Annotated in this window: 17 protein-coding genes; 11 read left to right on the plus strand and 6 right to left on the minus strand. The window is 71.8% G+C overall.

Annotated elements, in window-relative coordinates; all coding sequences use genetic code 11:
* The first annotated feature begins 3 nt into the window (after positions 1-3).
* Positions 4-1,110 carry a hypothetical protein gene (locus BKA05_RS04220; RefSeq protein ID WP_179530319.1) on the plus strand — a complete coding sequence of 369 codons (1,107 nt, stop codon included), beginning with the start codon at positions 4-6 and terminating at the stop codon, positions 1,108-1,110.
* Positions 1,111-1,129: 19 nt separating this feature from the next.
* Here the strand turns inward: BKA05_RS04220 and BKA05_RS04225 are convergent, their stop codons facing one another.
* Positions 1,130-2,182: an endonuclease/exonuclease/phosphatase family protein gene (locus BKA05_RS04225; protein ID WP_179530320.1), complete on the minus strand. Its 1,053-nt coding sequence runs from the start codon at positions 2,180-2,182 to the stop codon at positions 1,130-1,132.
* A gap of 153 nt (positions 2,183-2,335) precedes the next feature.
* Here BKA05_RS04225 and BKA05_RS04230 point away from each other — a divergent pair, with 153 nt between their 5' ends.
* The gene (locus tag BKA05_RS04230; RefSeq protein ID WP_179530321.1) at positions 2,336-3,529 is read left to right on the plus strand and encodes an acyl-CoA dehydrogenase family protein; all 1,194 of its coding nucleotides are present in this window, start codon (positions 2,336-2,338) and stop codon (positions 3,527-3,529) included.
* Positions 3,530-3,722: 193 nt separating this feature from the next.
* Here the strand turns inward: BKA05_RS04230 and BKA05_RS04235 are convergent, their stop codons facing one another.
* A complete protein-coding gene (locus BKA05_RS04235) occupies positions 3,723-4,271 on the minus strand; it encodes a DUF6174 domain-containing protein (RefSeq protein WP_179530322.1) in 549 nt (182 codons plus the stop codon).
* Between the two features lie 100 nt (positions 4,272-4,371).
* Here BKA05_RS04235 and BKA05_RS04240 point away from each other — a divergent pair, with 100 nt between their 5' ends.
* Genes BKA05_RS04240 through BKA05_RS04255 form a run of 4 tightly spaced genes read left to right on the plus strand, consistent with a single transcriptional unit; the run spans position 4,372 to position 7,209 of the window.
* Entirely contained in the window at positions 4,372-4,911 is a 540-nt protein-coding gene (locus BKA05_RS04240; protein WP_179530323.1) for a MaoC family dehydratase, read from the plus strand.
* A gap of 8 nt (positions 4,912-4,919) precedes the next feature.
* The gene (locus BKA05_RS04245; protein WP_218842270.1) at positions 4,920-5,654 is read left to right on the plus strand and encodes an ion channel; all 735 of its coding nucleotides are present in this window, start codon (positions 4,920-4,922) and stop codon (positions 5,652-5,654) included.
* Positions 5,655-5,675: 21 nt separating this feature from the next.
* Positions 5,676-6,320 carry a DUF6758 family protein gene (locus tag BKA05_RS04250; RefSeq protein WP_179530324.1) on the plus strand — a complete coding sequence of 215 codons (645 nt, stop codon included), beginning with the start codon at positions 5,676-5,678 and terminating at the stop codon, positions 6,318-6,320.
* Between the two features lie 10 nt (positions 6,321-6,330).
* Positions 6,331-7,209, plus strand: coding sequence for a PHP domain-containing protein (locus tag BKA05_RS04255; RefSeq protein WP_179530325.1), 879 nt, complete (start codon positions 6,331-6,333; stop codon positions 7,207-7,209).
* 75 nt (positions 7,210-7,284) lie between these two features.
* Here the strand turns inward: BKA05_RS04255 and BKA05_RS04260 are convergent, their stop codons facing one another.
* Positions 7,285-8,043, minus strand: a complete 759-nt coding sequence (locus tag BKA05_RS04260; RefSeq protein ID WP_179530326.1) for an SDR family NAD(P)-dependent oxidoreductase — start codon at positions 8,041-8,043, stop codon at positions 7,285-7,287.
* Between the two features lie 61 nt (positions 8,044-8,104).
* Here BKA05_RS04260 and BKA05_RS04265 point away from each other — a divergent pair, with 61 nt between their 5' ends.
* Complete coding sequence (locus BKA05_RS04265) at positions 8,105-8,878, plus strand: ParA family protein (protein ID WP_179530327.1); 774 nt, start codon at positions 8,105-8,107, stop codon at positions 8,876-8,878.
* Positions 8,879-8,949: 71 nt separating this feature from the next.
* On the opposite strand, the gene BKA05_RS04270 is transcribed toward BKA05_RS04265, so the two are convergent.
* Positions 8,950-10,443: a DEAD/DEAH box helicase gene (locus BKA05_RS04270; RefSeq protein WP_343045515.1), complete on the minus strand. Its 1,494-nt coding sequence runs from the start codon at positions 10,441-10,443 to the stop codon at positions 8,950-8,952.
* Between the two features lie 133 nt (positions 10,444-10,576).
* Between BKA05_RS04270 and BKA05_RS04275 the strand changes: the two genes are divergently transcribed.
* Positions 10,577-11,314: a ferritin-like fold-containing protein gene (locus tag BKA05_RS04275; RefSeq protein WP_179530328.1), complete on the plus strand. Its 738-nt coding sequence runs from the start codon at positions 10,577-10,579 to the stop codon at positions 11,312-11,314.
* On the opposite strand, the gene BKA05_RS04280 is transcribed toward BKA05_RS04275, so the two are convergent.
* Together BKA05_RS04280 and BKA05_RS04285 are read right to left on the minus strand one after the other, a co-directional pair.
* The gene (locus tag BKA05_RS04280; RefSeq protein ID WP_179530329.1) at positions 11,311-11,532 is read right to left on the minus strand and encodes a DUF3107 domain-containing protein; all 222 of its coding nucleotides are present in this window, start codon (positions 11,530-11,532) and stop codon (positions 11,311-11,313) included. The genes BKA05_RS04275 and BKA05_RS04280 overlap by 4 nt on opposite strands.
* A gap of 9 nt (positions 11,533-11,541) precedes the next feature.
* Positions 11,542-12,141 carry a TetR/AcrR family transcriptional regulator gene (locus BKA05_RS04285; protein ID WP_179532975.1) on the minus strand — a complete coding sequence of 200 codons (600 nt, stop codon included), beginning with the start codon at positions 12,139-12,141 and terminating at the stop codon, positions 11,542-11,544.
* A 298-nt stretch (positions 12,142-12,439) separates the two neighbouring features.
* Between BKA05_RS04285 and moeZ the strand changes: the two genes are divergently transcribed.
* The 3 genes from moeZ (at position 12,440) to BKA05_RS04300 (ending at position 15,656) form a co-directional block, all read left to right on the plus strand.
* The gene (gene moeZ, locus BKA05_RS04290) at positions 12,440-13,639 is read left to right on the plus strand and encodes an adenylyltransferase/sulfurtransferase MoeZ (RefSeq protein WP_179530330.1); all 1,200 of its coding nucleotides are present in this window, start codon (positions 12,440-12,442) and stop codon (positions 13,637-13,639) included.
* A 146-nt stretch (positions 13,640-13,785) separates the two neighbouring features.
* A complete protein-coding gene (locus tag BKA05_RS04295; RefSeq protein WP_179530331.1) occupies positions 13,786-14,676 on the plus strand; it encodes a hypothetical protein in 891 nt (296 codons plus the stop codon).
* Positions 14,677-14,762: 86 nt separating this feature from the next.
* Positions 14,763-15,656 (plus strand): hypothetical protein, encoded by an 894-nt coding sequence (locus tag BKA05_RS04300; protein WP_179530332.1) that lies wholly within the window; start codon positions 14,763-14,765, stop codon positions 15,654-15,656.
* Positions 15,657-15,670: the final 14 nt, after the last annotated feature.

Consider the following 15,670-nt stretch of genomic DNA (forward strand, 5'->3'; position numbering starts at 1 on the left):
CGCGTGACCCGCCCGCTCTACCTCCACATCGGTCTGCAGAAGACCGGCACGTCGTACCTCCAGGGACTCTTCCTCGGCTCCGTCGACGCGCTGCGCGAGGCCGGGCTCGACGTCTACCCGACGCAGCGCCGAGCGGCGTACTGGCTGATGCTCGACGTGCGCGACCGGTTCCGCCCCCACGACCCGGCGCAGGCCCGCGAGGTCCTGCGTGACCTGCCCGGCAACCTCGACGCGGCGCAGGGCCGCGCGGCGCTGGTCTCGGAGGAGTCCTTCTCGCCGGCCGAGGACGCACAGATCCAGCGGCTGCTCGCGGCCTGCTCGGACCGCGAGGTGCACGTCGTGGTGACCGCGCGCGACCTCGGTCGCCAGATCCCCTCGGTGTGGCAGCAGGGGCTGCAGTCCGGCCGGGCGATGACCTTCCCCGACTACCTCGCGCGCCTGCACAAGACGCAGGGCACGCCCGCCCCGATCTGGTGGCAGAAGGACCTGCCCGCGGTGCTGGAGAAGTGGACGCGGCACGTCCCGGCCGAGCGGATCCACGTCGTCACCGTGCCGCCGCCGGGTGCCGACAAGGGGCTGCTGCTGGAGCGCTTCTGCTCCGTGCTCGGGATCGACGCCGGGCTGCTCGACCAGTCCTCGGTCGGCCGGGCCAACAGGGGGCTGCGCCTGGAGCAGGCCGAGGTGCTGCGCCGGGTCAACGCGGGCATCCCCGACGACCTCAAGCGCCGCGACGTCTACGGCGACGTGGGCAAGCGCGGCTTCTCGGTGAAGGTGCTCGGCGGGGCCGAGGGACGCCCCATCCTGCTGCCGGAGAGCGAGCGGGCGTGGTGCGAGGAGCTGTCGCGTCGCTACGTCGAGCACGTGCGCGCCGGCGGCTACCACGTGGTCGGCGACGTCGAGGACCTCCTGCCGCGCGACTCGGCCTTCGCGCCCGACGAGCAGGAGGTCACCGAGGAGCAGGTCGCCCAGGTGGCGGTCGACGCCCTCACCACGATGGTCTCGCGCCAGCTCGTCACGCACCGCAGGCGCAAGGACCGGGCGGCGGCCGAGGCCGCCGAGCGGGCCGCCCGCGGCTGGCGGGGTCGGCTGCGGCGGATGCTGCGCGTCTGAGGCCGGTGGCCCCACGCCGTCAGCAGATGAGCGGCACCACGATCTCGTCGGGCACGCCCGGCGTCAGGTCGTAGGACGCGCGCACGACGCGGTGGTCGGAGACCCGGCTCGGGTGGGTGCTCACGACGTTCACGCCCAGCTGACCGCGGTGCATCAGGTAGTCGATGCGGCTGCGCGGGTTCGCCGAGGGGTGGGTCAGCCCGGCGCCCCGGCCGGCCGTGGCCCAGGTGTCGGCCGCGACCCCGCGCAGGGTGGTGATCGGCGGCGAGGCGGGCCGGGCGTTGAGGTCCCCGCCCAGGACGACGCGGTGGGGGTCGTCGGCGAGGACCTGCGCCACCGTGCGCGCCTGGGTCAACCGGGCGTCCTGCGAGGTGTGCTCGAAGTGCGTGGTGAAGAGGCTGACCCGTTGACCGGGCAACGGCTCCACCACGACGCGGAGCAGGCCGCGCTGCTGGGTGCCCGCCGGCCGGGGGAGCAGGGTGTTGCTCGACTCCTTGATGGGGTACGCCGACAGCACGGCCGTCCCGTAGCGGCTCTCGCCCGGGCGCAGCACGTTGGTGGCGAAGGCGTACTCCATCCCGAGCTGGCCGGCGAGGTAGGCGGCCTGGTCGACCCGGCCGCTCCACACGCGGTTCTTGTCGACCTCCTGAAGCAGCCACACGTCCACGTCCAGCGCGGCCATCTCGCGCGCGATCTGCGGCAGCATCTGGCGACTGCGGCCCCGGTTCCACCCCGAGTGGATGTTGAAGGTGGCGACCTCCAAGGAGGACTCGGTGCTCACGACACAGCTGCTTGCCCGCTTCGGCAGGCCGCCGGGCAACCGCTGGGGCTTGGGGAGCGCCGCCGTACCGCTCGAGCCCCTGCCCTGCTTGCCGGTGGTGCCCTCGATGGGGTCGCCGCCGGTGACGACGTCCTGGGCCGGGCGCGCACCGGGGGTCGCCGTGGACTGGCCGGGCGCGGTCACCGGCTGCGTGCGGGTGGGCTGGCGGGAGACGAAGAACGCCGTGGCCGCCAGGCTGAGGACGAGGACCAGGCCGATCGCCTCGAGCCACGGCCGTCTCGGCCCGTCCATTCCACCACCCGTGTCGGTCGATGCGCCTGTCATGATCTGACCCGACCAGTGTAGGAGCCGTCACACCGCCCCGGGCCCGAACGGGCCTCCCGCGGTCACCGCCCGTCGGTTACTCTCCGGTAACAGTCCGTTCGCCGACCTGGAAGGACCCCCATGACCCGCCTGTGCACGACCGAGGGCCTCACCGAGGACCAGTCCGAGATCCTCAAGGCCGTGCGGGCCTTCGTGGACAAGGAGATCATCCCGGTCGCGAACGAGCTCGAGCACGCCGACGAGTACCCCACCGACATCATCGAGGGGCTCAAGGAGCTCGGCGTCTTCGGCCTGATGATCCCCGAGGAGTACGGCGGCCTCGGGGAGTCGCTGCTGACCTACGCGCTGTGCGTCGAGGAGATCGCGCGCGGCTGGATGAGCGTCTCCGGCGTCATCAACACCCACTTCATCGTGGCCTACATGCTCATGCAGCACGGCACCGAGGAGCAGAAGCAGAAGTACCTGCCCAAGATGGCCGTCGGGGACGTGCGCGGCGCCTTCTCGATGTCCGAGCCCGGGCTGGGCTCCGACGTCTCGGCCATCTCGACCAAGGCCACGAAGGCCGACGACGGGTCGTACGAGATCACCGGCCAGAAGATGTGGCTGACCAACGGCGCCACCTCCACGCTGGTCGCCTGCCTGGTCAAGACCGACGAGGGCAGCGACTCGGTCTACAAGAACATGACGACCTTCCTCATCGAGAAGGAGGCCGGCTTCGGCGAGACCGCCCAGGGCGTCACCGTCCCCGGCAAGATCGACAAGATGGGCTACAAGGGCGTCGAGACCACCGAGCTGGTCCTCGAGGGCCACAAGATCTCCGCCGACCAGATCCTCGGTGGTGAGCCCGGCAAGGGCTTCTTCCACATGATGGACGGCGTCGAGGTCGGCCGCGTGAACGTCGCGGCCCGCGCCTGCGGCCTGGCCTGGCGCGGCTTCGAGCTGGCCGTCGAGTACGCCCAGCAGCGCAAGACCTTCGGCAAGATCATCGCCGACCACCAAGCCGTCCTCTTCCGCCTCGCGGAGATGGCGACCAAGGTCGAGGTCGCGCACACGATGATGGTCCGCGCCGCCCGCCTCAAGGACAAGGGCGAGCGGATGGACGTCGAGGCCGGCATGGCCAAGATGGTTGCCTCGGAGTACGCCAACGAGGTCGTCGAGGACGCCTTCCGCATCCACGGCGGCTACGGCTACTCCAAGGAGTACGAGATCGAGCGGCTGATGCGCGAGGTCAAGTTCATGCTGATCGGCGAGGGCACCTCCGACATCCAGAAGATGATCATCGGTCGCCAGCTCCTCAAGGAGTACAAGATCTGACCGGAGGCCTCTCCGACGGATCCACCTGATCCACCCCAGCTGATCCACCCCAGCTGATCCACCCCAGCTGATCCACCCCACCTGGTCCGGGCCGAACCGGCGTGTCCTTCCGGAAGGATGCGCCGGTTCGGCGTCTCGGGGCCGGGGTGCACGGGTCGAGCCGGCGTATTGATACGCCGGTTCGGCACGATGCTCAGCCGCCGATACCCTCGCCGACCACCTTCACGTCCGAGAGCGTGTAGCCGATCTCCTCGTCGGCCATCCGCTCGTCGCGGTCGATGTAGACCTCGGTCGGGTAGTCGCCACCCTCGGGCCAGGTGACGTCCACCCGGGCGGCGCCGGCCTCCTCGGCGGCCTCCGCCTCGGCGATGATGTCGTCGATGGTGAGCTCGAAGAACTCCGGTGCCGGGTCGCCGGCCTTCGCGCCGCCGCGTCCGCCGCCCTTCTCGAAGACCGCCTCGACGACCCGGTCGCCCTCGACCGTGACCCGCACGGGCACGGCGGCGTACGGGCAGAAGCACGAGACCTGGAGGGTGAAGGCGTAGTCGGCGGGCCCGAAGCCCACGTCGGGTCCGCTGGTGGGCTCCTGGGCCTCCACGTCCTGCTCCGACGACGGTCCCTGCTCCGTGCCCGGGTCGCGGGCCACTTCGTCCTCGCCGCTGCACGCCGCGAGCGGCAGCAGCAGGAGGCCGGCCAGGGTCGTCCCCAGTGCTCGGTGGAGGGTGATGCGCGGCATGCTCATGGTGCTGAGACGCTAGCCCCTCCGGGCCGGTTCCGCGTGGCAGGATGACGCGGGGACCTTGTTACCCATCAGTCACCAGCAGCAGAGCAGAGGAGCAGACGTGCAGTTCGGTCGCAGCTACGAGGAGTTCGAGGTCGGTGCGACCTACAAGCACTGGCCCGGCAAGACGGTCACCGAGTTCGACGACCACATGTTCTGCCTGCTCACGATGAACCACCACCCGCTGCACCTGGACACCCACTACGCCGAGGAGACCACGCAGTTCGGCAAGAACGTCGTGGTGGGCAACTACGTCTACTCCATCCTCCTCGGCATGTCGGTGCCCGACATCTCCGGCAAGGCGATCGCCAACCTCGAGATCGAGTCGCTGCGCCACGTCGCGCCGACCTTCCACGGTGACACGCTGTACGGCGAGACGACCGTGCTCGACAAGTGGGAGTCGACCTCGAAGGACGACCGCGGCGTCGTCCACGTCGAGACCATCGGCTACAACCAGGACGGCAAGGTCGTGTGCATCTTCCGCCGCAAGGTGATGGTGCCGAAGGACAACTACCTCGAGGCGCGCGGCGGCGAGCAGCCCGGCCGCCCGACCCCGCAGCCGGACAAGAACTGGCCCGGACCCGACGCGAAGGCCGACTGACCGGTCCCGTGAGGACCCCCACCAGCAGCACCTGGGAGCGCTGGACGCGGTGGCCGCTCGCGGCCGCCGCGCTGGTGTTCCTCGTGGCGTACTCGCTGCCGATCCTCGACCCCGGGATGCCGGGGAGGTGGAAGGCGCTGTGCGCCACGGTCGTCGGCGTGCTCTGGCTGGTCTTCATCGTCGACTTCGTCGTGCGGCTGGTGGCGGCGGACCACCGTTTCCGCTGGGCGTGGCGGCACGCGTTCGACGCGGCGGTGCTGCTGCTGCCGGCCCTGCGGCCGTTGCAGCTGGTCCTGCTGGTCAAGGTGCTCAACCGCTCGGCGTCCGAGGGCCTGCGCGGCCGGGTCGGTCTCTACGTCGGCTTCGGCTCGGGCATCGTCGCCTACGTCGCGGCGCTGGCTGCGCTGCAGGCCGAGCGGTACGCCGAGGGCGCCTCGATCACCTCGTTCGGGGACGCCATGTGGTGGGCACTCACCACCATGACCACCGTCGGGTACGGCGACACGTACCCGGTCACGACCGGCGGGCGGGTCGTGGGTGCCCTGCTCATGATCACCGGGGTGGCCCTGCTCGGTGTCGTCACCGCCACCCTCGCCAGCTGGCTGGTCGAGCGCGTCACCGACGCCGACGACGCCGAGGACGAGCGGCGCTCGGCCGCGGAGCGCGAGGAGCTGCGCGCGGAGATCGCCGCCCTGCGGGCCCAGGTCGAGCTGCTGGTGGAGCGCAGCACCCCGCGGACCTGACCGGCTCGGTACGGTAGGCCCGTGCCCGTGCAGCCCGCCTGCTCCCGCTGCTCGGCCCCCGTGGTGTCCATCGCGACGGAGGCCGGAGGCGGTTGGTCGTGCCCGGAGCACGGCCCCACCCACGCCCTGTGGCGCCCTGCCTCGGCGTCGTACGACGCCCTGGCCTCGCACCTGGGTCGCACCCGCGGCTTCCCGACCTACCTCCCGTGGCCGCTGAGCCCCGGTTGGTCGGTGAGCGACCTGGCCGCCGTCACCGACGGCGAGCGCGTGCGCGGCACCCTGACGTGCGTCACCGGCACCAGCGAGCTGGACGGGCCCGTGGACGTCCTGGTCGTCAGCGAGGAGCCCGGCACGGGCCTGGGTGCCCGGGTGGCCGGCACGCCCCACGACGACCCCGGCCTGGGCCACTTCGAGGGACAGCCGTTGGTGCGGGTGCGCCTGGACCAGAAGCAGGTGCCGCTGTGGTCGGTCTCGACCAGCGCCTCCAGCGGGGAGTGGGACCGCTCGGTCGTGGCGGGGGAGGCCTTCGGCCGGTGGCTGTGGATCGTGGTCCGGCCGGCCTCGGCGGTGCTGCTGCTGCGCGACGACTGGATCCTGCGCGACGTCGCGCCGGTGGGCCCGCCGCTGGTCGAGCTGCCCTTCGCGGGTCCGGCGCCGCCGTGGTGAGGGGGCCCTCATGAGGGTGGACCTGCACACCCACACCCGCGCCAGCGACGGCACCCAGTCGCCCACCGAGCTCGTCCACGCGGCGGTCGCGGCAGGGGTGGACGTCCTCGGCCTGACCGACCACGACACCGCCGAGGGCTGGGACGAGGCGGCCCGTGCCGCAGCCGACGCCGGGCTGGCACTGGTGCGCGGCATGGAGGTCAGCACCCGCCTCGACGGGCGGGGCGTGCACCTGCTGGCCTACCTGCCCGACCCGACGTACCCGCCCCTGGTCGGCCTGCTCGACCGGGTCCTCGAGGGTCGGTCCTCGCGGGTGCCGGCGGTGCTGGAGCGACTGCGCGCGGTCGACGTCGAGCTCACCGAGGACGACGTCGCCCGGGTGTCGGGTGACGCGGCGGCCAGCGGGCGCCCCCACATCGCCGACGCGCTGGTGGTCGCGGGCGTCGTCGCGGACCGTGACGAGGCGTTCCGCCGCTTCCTCAACCCCGGCATGCCCGGGTACGTCGACCGGTACGCCGCCCCGCTGCGCGAGACGATCCGCGTGGTGACCGAGGCGGGCGGCGTGAGCGTCATCGCCCACGCGTGGGGGCGCCGGCGTACCCGCACGCCGGACGAGGCGGCCATCGCCGAGCTCGCCGACGTCGGTCTGGTCGGCCTCGAGGTCGATCACCAGGACCACGACGCCGGTGCGCGGGACGCGCTGCGCGCGATCGCGCGCAACCTCGACCTGGTCGTCACCGGCTCCAGCGACCACCACGGCGCCGGCAAGGTCGGGCACGACCTGGCGTGCAACACCACGGCCCCCGAGGAGCTGGAGCGGCTGCTGGAGGCCGCGGCGCGGGCCCGTGCCGCGTCGGGACGGCCCGCCCCCGAGCCGCTCGGGCTCTGAAGCGGCCGCCCTGGGACGTCATACGTCCCGCGACAGCGGACGTCCTGCCCGTATGACGTCCGCCGGGTGCGCGGGCTACTTGCGGCCCAGGCCCTGGAAGCGCTGCAGCAGCCCGCTCGGGACCAGTCGAGCGGCACCGGCGATGACCTTGTACTGCGCGCTGGGGATCGAGTAGACCTTCCCCTTCGCGTGGTCGGCCAGCGCGTCGCGCACGAGGTCGTCGGCGTCCAGCCACATCCACGAGGGGGCGGAGTCACGGCCCACGCCCATCCGCTCGTGGAACTCGGTGCGCACGAAGCCCGGGCACAGGGTCGTCACGGTGACGCCCTGGTCGGCGTACTCCGCCGCGGCCCACTCGCCCAGGCGGTTCACGTAGGCCTTGGCCGCGGAGTAGGTGCCGCGGGGGAGGAAGGCGGCGACGCTGGAGACGTTGATGACGCCGCCGTGGCCGCGCGCGGCCATCGGCCCGAGCGCGGCGTGGGTCAGGCGCAGGACGGCGGTGACCAGCACGTCCAGCATGGCGGTCTCGGCGTCGACGTCGTTGTCGAGGAAGCGGCCCTTGAGGCCGAACCCGGCGTTGTTGACCAGCAGGTCCACCGGGCTCTGGAGGTCGGCGAGCCGCTCCTCGACGCGGCGCAGCTGGTCGCGGTCGGCGAGGTCGGCGGCCAGCACCTCCACCTCGACCCCGTGCTGGGCGCGCAGCTCGGTGGCGAGCTCCTCCAGGCGCGAGGCGTCACGGGCGACGAGCACGAGGTCGTCGCCGCGTGCGGCGAGCTGGTGGGCGAAGGAACGTCCGATGCCGGCGGTCGGGCCGGTGACCAGGGAGCGAGACATGACCCGAGTAGAACAGGTCCCACCTCGGACGTGGGCGACCCGTCCGGCATGATGACCCTCGATGACCACGACACTCGCCGTCGCCAACCAGAAGGGAGGCGTCGCCAAGACCACCTCCGTCGCCTCGATCGGCGCGGCCCTCGCCGAGCTCGGGCAGCGGGTGCTGCTCGTCGACCTCGACCCGCAGGCCTGCCTGACCTTCTCCCTCGGCATCGATCCCGAGGACCTCGAGGTCTCGGTGCACCACGTGCTCACGAAGGGCACCGACCCGCGCGAGGTGATCATCGAGACCGAGGACGGCGTGCACCTGCTCCCGGCCACCATCGAGCTCGCCCGCGCCGAGGCCGACCTGCTCACCCGCACCGGGCGCGAGCACGTGGTGAAGATGGTCGTGGAGGACGTCGAGGACGACTACGACTGGGTGCTGCTGGACTGCCCGCCCTCCCTGGGCGTGCTCACCGTGGCGGCGCTCACCGCCGCGCGCGGGGTGCTGATCCCCCTGCAGTGCGAGACGCTCTCGCACCGGGGCGTGGGCCAGCTGCTCGACACCGTCCACGACGTGCGCCGGTTCACCAACCGCAAGCTCGAGGTGTGGGGCGTGCTGCCCACGCTGTACGACGGCCGCACCAACCACTCGCGCACGGTGCTGGAGACCATCGCCGAGACCTACGAGCTCGAGGTCGTCGAGCCGCCGATCCCCAAGACGATCAAGTTCGCCGAGGCCCCCGCGGCCGGCCGCTCGATCCTGGCCACCAGCCGCACCAGCAAGGGTGCCCAGGCCTACCGCGAGGTCGCCGCGAACCTGGTCACGCGCGCGGGGCGCAAGAAGCGCTGAGACACGCACGAGGCCCGCTCCCCCTGGAGGGGAGCGGGCCTCGTCGTACGTCTGCGTGGGGCTGAGCGGGCTCAGTCGCCGGCCGGGGCCGAGCCGCCGCCGTTGCCGCCCTGCTGGCCGCCCTGGCCTCCGCCACCACCGCGCGAGCGGCGACGACGCCGGTTGCGGCTGCTGGAGGAACCCGAGCCGGAGCCGGCCGAGGCCTCGACCTTCTCCACCTGCTTCTCGCCGGACTCGGTGGTCTTCACCTCGGCGACGACCTCACCGGACCGCGAGCGGGTGCGCGTCCGGTTGCGGTTGCGCGGCGCACGCTCGCCCGAGCGCTCCCGAGGCTCCTTCTTCTCGACCGGCTTCGGGTCGACGATGCGGCCCTTGGTGCCCGGGGCGATGCCCTGGTCGTGGAAGAGGTGCTCGGAGGTGGAGTAGGTCTCCTGCGGCTCCTCGAAGGGCAGGTCGAGCGCCTTGTTGATGAGCTTCCAGCGGTGCAGGTCCTGCCAGTCCACCAGCGTGATGGCGATGCCCGTGGCGCCGGCGCGGCCGGTGCGCCCGATGCGGTGGACGTAGGTCTTGTCGTCCTCGGGGCAGGTGTAGTTGATGACGTGGGAGACGCCGCGCACGTCGATGCCGCGGGCGGCGACGTCGGTGGCGACCAGCACCCGGATCTTGTCCTCGCGGAACTTCGCCAGCGCCTTCTCGCGCGCGACCTGGGCCATGTCGCCGTGCAGCGGGGAGGCGGCGAAGCCGCGCTCGGCCAGGTCGTCGGCGACGCGCTGGGCCTGGCGCTTGGTGCGGGTGAAGACGATGAACTTGTCGGCGTCCTCGGCCTGGAGCAGGCGGCCGATGATCTCGGGCTTGTCCAGGTCGTGGCACTGGTAGATGAACTGGGCGGTGGCCGGCACCGTGGCGTTCTCGTAGGAGGACTCGGCGCGGATGTTCATCGGGTGGCGCATGTAGGTGCGCGCCAGCGAGACGATCGCGGCCGGCATCGTCGCCGAGAACAGCATCGTCTGCCGGGTCTCCGGCGTCATCCGCATCAGCTTCTCGACGTCGGGGAGGAACCCGAGGTCGAGCATCTCGTCGGCCTCGTCCAGGACGACGGCGTGGACGTGGGAGAGGTCCAGGGACTTGCGGTTGGCCAGGTCGATGAGACGACCCGGCGTGCCGACGACGATGTCGACGCCGGTCTCCAGCGCCTCCAGCTGCGGCTCGTAGCCGACGCCGCCGTACACCGTCAGGACCCGCAGGCCCCGATCGGCGGAGGCCAGCGTGAGGTCGGAGGAGACCTGGAGGGCCAGCTCGCGGGTGGGGGCGACGATGAGCGCCTGCGGCTTGCCCTGGGGCAGGTCGGCGTAGTCGGGGTCCTTGGGGGAGACGCTGCGCTGGAGCACCGGGATGCCGAAGGCCAGCGTCTTGCCGGTGCCCGTGCGGGCCTGGCCGATGAGGTCGGTGCCCATCAGGGCGACCGAGAGGGTCATCTCCTGGATGGCGAAGGGGGTGGTGATGCCGCCGCGCTCGAGCGCGTCGCAGATCTCGGGGTGCACCCCGAGCTCACGGAAGGTGGTCACAGTGTTCTGCTTTCGTGGTTGCTGGCCCCGTCAGGTCTGTCTGCTGGGCGGCGCTGCCACAACCGCTGCGGCCGACCCGGGACCCGGCCAACCGCGCACATACGTCTCGAGACTCTATCGGTAGGGTGCGAGCATGACTGAATCCCAGGTCGAGACCGGGCCGGAGTCGGGTGGGCGAGCCGGAGGCGACGACACGCCCCTGGCCTTCGAGGACCCGACCTACCGCGAGGCCATGGTCGACCTGCTCGGCGTCATCGCCTACGGCGAGATCAGCGCCTTCGAGCGGCTGGCCGAGGACGCCAAGCTGGCCCCCACGCTGGAGGACAAGGTCGCGATCGCCACCATGGCCTCCGCGGAGTTCTCCAAGGTCGACGCGCTGCGACGCCGCCTCGAGTCGCTGGGTGCCGACCCCTTCGCCGCGATGGCGCCCTTCCAGGAGCCCATCGACCGCTTCCACGACCACACCGCCCCGGCCGACTGGTACGAGGGCCTGGTCAAGGCCTACGTCGGTGACGGCCTGGCCGACGACTTCTACCGCGAGATCGCGGCCTACCTCGACGCAGAGACCCGCGACCTGGTCGTCGGCACCTTCGAGGACTCCGGGCACGCGGCGTTCGTCGTGGACCGGGTGCGTGCCGCGATCGCCGCCGACCACCGCCTCGGCGGCCGGCTGGCGCTGTGGGGCCGTCGGCTGATGGGGGAGGCGCTGATCCAGGCGCAGCGGGTGGCCGCCGAGCGGGACGCCCTCTCGGCGCTGCTGGCCGGCGGCACCGACCGCCCCGGGCTCGACCTCGCGGCCATCGGCCGGATGTTCGCCCGGCTCACCGAGCGGCACACCGAGCGGATGGCCGAGCTCGGCCTGGAGAGCTAGCTGCGGAAGCCGACCGCGGCGACCGTGGTCGAGCCGAGCTCGACGTAGGCGATCTTCGAGCCGGGCACCATCACGACCCGGCCCTTGGTGTCGGTGAGCGAGAGCAGGCCGTCGGAGGAGACGGCCTCGGCGACCTGGGAGGTCAGGGCCTCGGCCGACTCCTCGGTCTCGAGGGTGATCTCGCGGGGGGCCTGCTGGATACCGATCTTGACGTCCACGCAGCCAGCCTAGTGCTCGACGGAAGGCTCGTCGGTGCGCGGGTAGCCACCGATGCCGCGCCAGGCCAGCCCGGCCACCAGCGCCGCCGCCTGGTCGCGGCCCAGGCCACCGGCCTCGGTGAGCCAGAAGCGGGCGCTGACCTGGGCCATGCCGACCAGCGAGACGGCCAGCAGCCGCGAGGCCTCGTCGGGCAGGCCGGTGTCCTCGTGGATGACGCCGGCGATGAGGCGCGCGCACTCGGCCGTCACGCGGTCGACCTGCTCGCGCACGGCCGGCTCGTTGGTGAGGTCGGACTCGAAGACGAGACGGAACGCGCCGGTGTCGTGCGCGACGTACTCGTAGAAGACCGCCATCGTCGCCTCGACGCGCTGCTTGTTGTCGTCGGTGGACTCCAGGGCGGCGCGGCAGTTGTCGATGATCTGGTCGCAGGAGCGGTCCAGCAACGCGAGGTAGAGCTCGAGCTTGCCGGGGAAGTGCTGGTAGAGCACCGGCTTGGAGACCCCGGCGCGCTCGGCGATGTCGTCCATCGCGGCGGCGTGGTAGCCCTGGGCGACGAACACCTCGAGCGCGGACTCCAGCAGCTGGGCGCGACGCTCGCGGCGGGGCATCCGGGCCCCGCGGGGGCGCAGGCCGCCGACGTCTCGCTGGTCTGCCGTCACTGCTGGTCTCCTGGTCGTCCTGGTGGGGTGCTGCACGGACCGCGGCGGGGACTACTGCCGGGTCACTTACGGGGGACTGGAGCCTAACCCGCCGCGGGGGCGCCGCCGCTGTCCAGGCTCTGGGTGGACGTGTCGCGCGTCGAGGACCGTGGGGGAACATGGAGCCCGCCGTGGGCGTTGTGCCCGCGACCGAGGACCTACCGAGGACCTCCTGAGAACCCAGCCCCCAAGGCGAGGAGAGACCCCCGTGAGCATCGAGCCGCTCGTGGAGCCGGCAGCAGAGCTGACCGTCGACGAGGTACGCCGCTACAGCCGTCACCTGATCATCCCCGACGTGGGCATGACCGGGCAGAAGCGCCTGAAGAACGCCAAGGTCCTGGTGATCGGCGCCGGCGGTCTCGGCAGCCCCGCGCTGCTCTACCTGGCCGCGGCCGGCGTCGGGACCCTGGGCATCGCGGAGTTCGACGAGGTCGACGAGTCGAACCTGCAGCGCCAGATCATCCACACCCAGTCCGACATCGGGAAGTCCAAGGCCGTCTCGGCCAAGGAGTCGATCGCCGAGGCCAACCCGCACGTCAACGTCGTGCTCCACGAGGAGCGCCTCGACAACGACAACGTCTTCGACGTCTTCGAGGGCTACGACCTCATCGTCGACGGCACCGACAACTTCGCGACCCGCTACATGGTCAACGACGCGGCGTACTTCCTCGGGATCCCCTACGTGTGGGGCTCGATCTACCGCTTCGACGGCCAGGCGTCGGTCTTCGCGCCCAAGCAGGTCGAGGGCGCCCCCTGCTACCGCTGCCTGTACCCCGAGCCGCCGCCGCCGGGCATGGTCCCCTCGTGCGCCGAGGGCGGCGTGCTGGGCGTGCTGTGCGCCTCAATCGGCTCGATCCAGGTCAACGAGGCCATCAAGATGATCACCGGTGCCGGCGACCCCGCCGTCGGCTCGCTGGTCATCTACGACGCCCTCGAACTGTCGTGGCGCAAGCTGAAGGTCCGCAAGGACCCCAACTGCGCGCTGTGCGGCGAGAACCCGACCGTCACCGGTCTCATCGACTACGACACCTTCTGCGGTGCGATCTCCGACGAGGCCGCCGACGCCGCGGCCGGGTCGACCATCTCGGTCACCCAGCTGGAGTCGATGCTCAAGGAGCGCGAGGAGGGCAGCCGGGACTTCGTGCTGGTCGACGTGCGCGAGCCCAACGAGTACGAGATCAACCAGATCCCGGGCTCGGTGCTGATCCCCAAGGGCGAGTTCCTCAACGGCAACGCCCTCGAGCAGCTCTCCCAGGACAAGCCGGTCGTGCTGCACTGCAAGTCCGGAGTCCGCTCGGCCGAGGCGCTGGCGGTGCTCAAGGGCGCCGGGTTCGCCGACGCCGTGCACGTCGGCGGTGGCGTCGTGGCGTGGGTCAACCAGATCGACCCCAGCCAGCCGTCGTACTGAGCAGGCAGGGCGCCGGGACTGAGACAGGTCTTGGGGTTACCGGGCGGTAAAAACACGTTCCACCAGGTGTAGTCCGTGCCACACCGGGTAGGTCGGCTCCTGTCGAGCCGGCCTACTCGGGGGCCGGCACCAGTGCTCCCTGGAGGATGAGTCCCTTGCTGAACCCCCCCAAGCCCGCCCGTCGCCTCGCTGCCCTGGCCGCCCTGGCCAGCGCCGCCGTCCTCGGCGCGGCCACCGCGACCGTCGCCCCCGCGTCCGCCGCCCCCGCCTGGGCCCCGGCCGACGAGGCCACGATCACGCCCGGCACGCAGATGTACACCGACGGCGCCCAGTGCACCTCGAACTTCGTCTTCACCGACGCCTCGTCGAACGTCTACGTCGGGTACGCCGCCCACTGCGCCGGCCTGGGCGAGGCCACCGACACCAACGGCTGCCTCAACGACTCGGTGCCGCTGGGCACCAAGGTCGACTTCGTCGAGGGCGGCTCGCTGGTCACCTCGGGCACCACCGTCGGCACCGGCACCCTGGCCTACTCCTCCTGGCGCACCATGCGCGACCTCGGCGAGACCGACGAGAACGCCTGCGCCTACAACGACTTCGCGCTGGTGAAGGTCGACGCGGCCTACGTCGGCGACGTCAACCCGAGCATCCCGTTCTGGGGCGGCCCGACCGGCATCGACACCGACGGCACCGCCGCGGGCGACCGGGTCTACACCTACGGCAACTCCTCGCTGCGCGCCGGCATCGAGGCGCTCTCGCCCCACACCGGCATCAGCCTCGGCGACTCCGCGGCCGACGACGGCTGGAGCCACCCGCTCTACACCGTGACCCCGGGCGTCCCCGGTGACTCGGGCTCGGCGTTCCTGAGCGAGGACGGTGCGGCCATCGGCACGCTGTCGACCCTCGGCCTGGCCCCGCTGCCGCTGTCGAACAACATCGGTGACCTGGGCCGCGAGCTGGCCTACGCCCAGCAGCACTCCGGCATCGCCGGCCTGCAGCTGGTGGAGGGCACCGAGCCCTTCTCGCCGCTCCTGTGACCCGCGGGCTGTGATCTGACAGCCCACCCTGTGAGACAGGGCCCCGACCCGCGTAGCCGGTCGGGGCCCTGCCTCGTTGTGGGGGCATGACGCTGCTGCGCTCCCGCACCGTGCCGGTCCTGCTCCTCGTCTGCGCGCTGGCCCTGGCCCTCGTCGCGACCCTCGCCCCCACCGCTGACGCGGCCAAGCGCAAGCGCAAGCGGGCGGTCACGTGGGCACCGGCGGCCTCGGCGACCATCACGCCGGGGGTGCAGATGTACACCGACGGCAGCCAGTGCACCGCCAACTTCGTCTTCACCGACCGCAACGGCGGGGTGTACGTCGGCTACGCCGCGCACTGCGCCGGGCTCGGAGAGGCGACCGACACCAGCGGCTGCGGCCAGGACTCGGTGCCCCTCGGCACCCCGGTCACCTTCGAGCGCGGCGGCAGCCTGCTGACCTCCGGCACGGTGCTGGGTCGCGGCACCCTCGTCTACAGCTCCTGGGAGACGATGAACCGGCTGGGCACCACCGACCCGGTCGTGTGCGACTTCAACGACTTCGCGCTGGTCAAGGTCGCCGGCAGCGACGTGTCGAAGGTGAACCCGAGCGTCCCGGTCTGGGGCGGACCCACCGGCATCGACACCGACGGCCTCGGCGCCGGCGAGAGCGTGTGGAGCTACGGGAACTCCTCGCTGCGCGCGGGCATCGAGCTGCTCTCGCCCAAGCAGGGCATCGCGCTCGGCGACGACGCGGCCGACCAGGGCTGGTCGCACCTGCTCTACACCGTGACGCCCGGCGTCCCCGGTGACTCCGGCTCGGGCTTCCTCAGCGCCGACGGCCTGGCGGTCGGGACCCTCTCCACGCTGGGCCTGACCCCGTTCCCGCTGTCGAACAACATCGGCGACCTGGCGCGTGAGCTGGCCTTCGCCCAGGAGCACTCCGGCATCCCCGGCCTGAAGCTGGCGCTCGGCACCGAGCCGTTCTCGCCGCTGCTCTGAGCCGAGGGCGGGTA

This window comes from Nocardioides marinus (assembly GCF_013408145.1).
Classification (GTDB): Bacteria; Actinomycetota; Actinomycetes; order Propionibacteriales; family Nocardioidaceae; genus Nocardioides; species Nocardioides marinus.